This window comes from uncultured Methanobrevibacter sp., assembly GCF_947166415.1.
Taxonomy (GTDB): domain Archaea; phylum Methanobacteriota; class Methanobacteria; order Methanobacteriales; family Methanobacteriaceae; genus Methanocatella.
Genome location: NZ_CAMVEE010000053.1, coordinates 1 through 5095 on the forward strand (window position 1 = coordinate 1; position 5095 = coordinate 5095).

General features: G+C 33.4%; 4 protein-coding genes and 1 tRNA gene. 2 read left to right on the forward strand and 3 right to left on the reverse strand.

Features of this window, described 5'->3' with window-relative positions:
- Together Q0W25_RS08755 and Q0W25_RS08760 are read right to left on the reverse strand one after the other, a co-directional pair.
- Nucleotides 1-687 (reverse strand): MBL fold metallo-hydrolase (locus Q0W25_RS08755; RefSeq protein ID WP_367270533.1); only part of this gene is annotated, 687 nt, incomplete at its 3' end.
- 423 nt (nt 688-1110) lie between these two features.
- Nucleotides 1111-1524 (reverse strand): helix-turn-helix domain-containing protein, encoded by a 414-nt coding sequence (locus tag Q0W25_RS08760; RefSeq protein WP_298521213.1) that lies wholly within the window; start codon nt 1522-1524, stop codon nt 1111-1113.
- Between the two features lie 117 nt (nt 1525-1641).
- Here Q0W25_RS08760 and Q0W25_RS08765 point away from each other — a divergent pair, with 117 nt between their 5' ends.
- Nucleotides 1642-2847 (forward strand): MFS transporter, encoded by a 1206-nt coding sequence (locus Q0W25_RS08765; RefSeq protein WP_298521215.1) that lies wholly within the window; start codon nt 1642-1644, stop codon nt 2845-2847.
- An 82-nt stretch (nt 2848-2929) separates the two neighbouring features.
- Here the strand turns inward: Q0W25_RS08765 and Q0W25_RS08770 are convergent, their stop codons facing one another.
- Nucleotides 2930-4120 (reverse strand): ATP-binding protein, encoded by a 1191-nt coding sequence (locus Q0W25_RS08770; protein ID WP_298521217.1) that lies wholly within the window; start codon nt 4118-4120, stop codon nt 2930-2932.
- Between the two features lie 722 nt (nt 4121-4842).
- On the opposite strand from Q0W25_RS08770, the gene Q0W25_RS08775 reads away from it, so the two are divergent.
- Nucleotides 4843-4926, forward strand: a tRNA-Leu gene (locus tag Q0W25_RS08775).
- The last annotated feature ends 169 nt before the right edge of the window (nt 4927-5095 follow it).

Below are 5095 nucleotides of genomic sequence, written 5' to 3' on the forward strand. Positions count from 1 at the left end.
TTTGATTGAGTCTAATAAACCTAATTCCACTACTTCGTTTAATTTTTTGAGAACGAGTTTTGAAAGCGGTGTGATCAAGTTTGCATAGAATTTTTGAGCAGCGTCCATTAGGACATTTTCAGGGATTTCATCAGAGAATCTTTTGGTGAAACATAAGTGTTGTCCAAATGCGTCGTTAGGGAAAAGAATGCCTGTTTCATCTGCAAGCAAGGTGAACATGCTGTCAGGCCAGTGCAAGAGGAACGCGTCAAGGAATGCTAAGGTTCTTCCGCCGACATCTAAGGTATCACCGGTTCCTACAGTGATGAATTCAGCGCCTTCAAGTGCAGGGTAGTGTTTTAAAAGACCGTTTACAGCAATTTTGGTACAGTAAATTGGTGCTTCAGGGAATCTTTTGTGTAAGTCGACCAATACTCCGGAGTGGTCTTTTTCCACGTGGTTTTGGATGATGTAGTCAACTTTTACATCTCTACCTTCTTGAGCGAAAGCATCGTCGATACGAGCCATCATTTCTTTGGTTTTTCCAGGGTAGGCATTGTCGATGATTGCCACTTCGTCTTCGCCAAATACAATGTATGCATTGTAGGTGGTACCGTCTAATGTGTAACCGTGGTAGGTTCTTAAGTCCCAATCGAGCACACCAATCCAGTATACTCCATCAGCTATTTTTTTAGCGTTTGCTTTCATGATATCACAACTTATTTTGTTATTTTCAATTCATAATTTGGTCTATGAATTTGATATTACTTTACGATTTTTGATATATATAATTTTGTTTTATACGAATTGTTCGTTATAAAAGTGGCTTTTTCAAGAAGGCATAGTTATTAAATTAAGTGGTTTTCATGCCACATTAACTTTCTATTTGGAAAAATTTAATTTTCAATTGGTGATGATATGCCAGTTATAAGTTTTGATATGGGAGAATTAACAAAATAGCAAAAGGAAATTTTAGCTAAAGAATTCAGGAATCTGCTTCAAGGGTCACAGGACTTCCAATAGAAATGATATACGTGTTTTTCAACGAAAGGAAATTTGACAATGTTGGAGTCGGTGGAGTTCTTCTAAGCAATCAGGAATAAGAATGGATTTTTAAAAAATCTATTCTTTTCATTTCAACTCCAGAATTTCCTTATACATTTCTTTCAATTCTTTTTTTTCATATTCCGAATAATGTTCGTTGTCAACATCTGTTTCAAGAGCAAACAGTAACAGTTCATAGAATACCTTATTCAGTGACCTTCCCTTTTGAGTTAGGAAATACTGGGTATTTTTTGGATCATTGCCTTCATTTGTCTTGTAAATAAGGCCATTATCCTGCATTGTCTTAAGGCATCTTGACAGTGCCTTGTTGTCCAGGGAGGGTCTGTTGACTTTAAATTCATTGAAATGACTTTTTCCTAAAAACAAGTCTCTTAAAACATGCAGTGTCCACTTATTGCTCATGAATTTGAGAGTGTCTTCTAGGGGGTTTCGTTCATATTTTTTTTCGTAATATGCAAGTTTTTTTGGGTTTAAAGTCATGTTTATTTTTATATGTGTTTTAATATTAAATTTTTTTAGATGTCATTGATGCCACTTTATCTTTAAATACCCTATTTTTTAAATATTTGATTAGAAAATTTTAATTGGTGCGATAATATGAATGATAATGAGATTGTTATGACTAAATTCTTGGCGATACTGTTTGCTGTATGTTCCGGTCTTGCAATAGGTAATCTGTACTGGGCGCAGCCGTTGCTTGTCCAGATAATGGATGGTTTTGGTCTTCCAGCAGCAAATGGCGGACTGCTGGTTACTGCAACCCAAATAGGCTATGCGATGGGTATTCTCTTTATTTTGCCTTTGGGAGATTTTGTTCGCAGAAAACGTATGATAGCCCTTGTAATGGTGCTGTCCGTATTGGCTTTGGTTTCCTGTGCCATATCACCTTCATTTATCATATTGTCACTGTCACTCTTCAGTATGGGGATTGTAACAATTTCCGGTCAAATCATATTGCCCCTTGCAGGGGATTTGAGCCGTGAAGATGAACGTGGCCACATCGTTGGAATTGTATCATCTGGAATAACAACAGGTATCCTTTTTTCAAGGTTTGCAAGCGGTATCATTGCAGGATTTTGGGGATGGAGATCTGTTTATGTTATCGCAGCCGCTTTGAATCTGGTCATGGTTTTGGTAATGATTTATGTATTGCCGGAAATTCCTGCAAAAAACAAGTTCAAATCATATGGGAAACTTTTGGCAAGTGTTTTCACCATCTTTAAAAATCATAGGGCATTGCCAAACATATTGCTGCACTCAGGGCTGATATTCGGTTTGGTCTTCAACATCTTCTGGACTTCATTAACATTTCTTTTGTCTGCAGAGCCATTTAATTATAACACATTTCAAATAGGGCTTGTAAGTCTGGCAGGTCTTGCAGCGGCAGCATTTGGTGTGGAAATTGGAAAATTTCAGGATAAAGGTTTGAGCATACCTGCACTTGGAGCATTCATTGTGGTTTGCCTTGTTAGTATGCTATGCGGATTTGCATTTAGAGATTCAATAGTTGCCATTGTGATTGTTGCAGCGATTCTTTCAGTTGCAGTTCAGGGAGTAAGTGTCTTGACCCAGACAAGATTGTTTAACTTATCTCAAGGTGAACGCAGCAGATTGAACACGGTTTTTGTTGTGAATAACTTTATATTTGGGGCTGTTGGAAGTGCCCTTGCATCTCTTTTATGGTCATTGGGAGGATGGTCATATGTAATGATTGCGGCAAGTGTGGTTTCTGTTGCGGCATTTATTGTCTGGTTGTTTTCAAGAAGTAAATTTAAATATGCTGATGAATCATTGGATAATTAGTTATTTTTACTGATATATTCAGTATATTTTTTTATCTTAAAAAATGCAAGAATACCCCAAATTATTAAAAGTTGGCGGAAGTTCAAATGTTTCTGTAAGGGTAAATTCCTTTCTCATTAAATTCTAGCTCTAACCATCTTTTTAGAATTGGCTCGGAAATTTCATATAATCCATTATTTAGTATTATTAGCCCTTGATTTTGGAGGTTATTTAAATAATTGCTTAATGATCCTGTTGATATTCCAAATTCATTTGCTATGTCTATTCTGCGCAGGGGCCTTTCAAGCAGGATAATGATTATTGTCTGCTCTCTAAATGATAATCTTGTCCATATATTTATTAAATGTGAACTTATGGCCTGAATTTTTTTATCAAATTGGATTTTTATGGCATAATCATCTAATTGTTGATTGATTGGCAATAGTGCTGCGAAGATATTAACGTATGAAGGGGTTCCTGATGTGCATTTGTAAAATCTGTCAAAACCGTCATCAGTAAATTTTATGTATGGGGCCTTTTCAGATAAATAATTCCTAACGGTTTCTTTTTCAAATGGATTTAAATGCATTGAAATCATTCTTCCACCAAATGCTCCATTTTGACTTGCAATTTCGGAGATTAATTTGTCCTGCATGCTCATTGATCCAGAAAATATGTATGCAACATTTCTTTGATTTTGAATATAACTTCTCAATTTCCATAAGAATGAATCTCTGTAGTCATTTAATTCTCTAATGAGTTGAAATTCATCGATGAAAATTAAGACGCCTTTGATTTTGTCTAGATTTTTTTCATATATTTTTTCGGGTAAATCCAGTACAAAATCCATAAGCTTTTCTTCGTTTGTCTCTTTTGAAAAAACCGGAACTGGTATTTTATCAATGTTCATAAATTCCTTAATTTTAAAGTCATTGGATTTAAAATATTTATCTATTTGTTTATCTAATGTGTTTAAACCTTTATTTTTTGCTTCTTTAATGAATTCTTTGAAAAAATGTTCCATTAAACCAATTATGCTCATTTGATTTTTTTGATAACATTTGGATTTTGAAAAATCAATGTAAACCACCAGATACTCTTCATCCATTTCTCTTTTTAATTTTTTGAGAAAAACTGTTTTGCCGACACCCCTTATTCCTGTCAATAATAAATCAGGAGCATGGCCTTGGCCTGTTGATTGTAGAAGGTTTTTGATATTAATTAATTCGCTTTTTCTGTTGTAAAACTCTTCGTCTGTTAAATTTTGATTAGTTCCCCACGGTAAATCAGTCATAATTTAATCTCCTGAAAAGTACTATAGATTATAGTATGTCTGTATTATAATATAAATATTAGTATGTATTATAAAATATAGTATATCTTGGGGGTAATATGAATTATAGCATATTTTTCATTCATAATACTTCTTTCATACTATAGTGGATATTCTTAAATTCGAAAGTAAATATAGTTATTGTTTGAAATAGAAGCAATTTTACGAAGTGGGAGCAATATTACAATATCAGACAATGATTTTATTGTTTCAACGGTTTCAAAAGATTTAATATAACTACAAAACAAATTTTGTATCAGAGTTTTAGTACTCAAAATCGATAAGTATCGGAACTTTTTTATAAGTTTTATACGAATTGTTCGTATTCTTTGAGGTTTCTTTATCATAATGCTGCAATGTTTTACTTCTCTTTTTTTGATATTTGCCTATTGGCTTCAATTTCTTTTTCAATGCTTTCATCTAAATTCCATATTTCACTCTCTTTTAATTGATTTAGCTAGTTCTACACCTTTCTAGAATGCTTCTCCTATTTTTCTTCACTATGTAAATGTCAAGTTGTTATCACAGGTTTCATTACCTAAAAACCTGGTGAAAGTTGAGAATATAAGAACGGTTGGCCTAACAATCAAGGGTCGAATAATATTACATATTTATACTAAAAAATATATTATAATAATATAGTTGAAATCCATTACATGGATCACTTTTTCAATATTTCTTTTAGACGTGTATCCGAGTGGTCAAAGGAGTAAGATTCAGGGTCTTATGCATCAGTTGCTTCGTGGGTTCGAGTCCCACCACGTCTATTTCTTGTTTTTTTAACTTTTTAAGAGTAAATAAGGTTTTAAATAGTTTATTTGAACATTTTTAAGGTCGTAAATTTGTTGTCCTATTTTAACTGATATAAAAAAATCCTCTATTTGATTCTAATTACAATATTGTTCAAACCCAATATTTGGGAATAATCAATTTTTT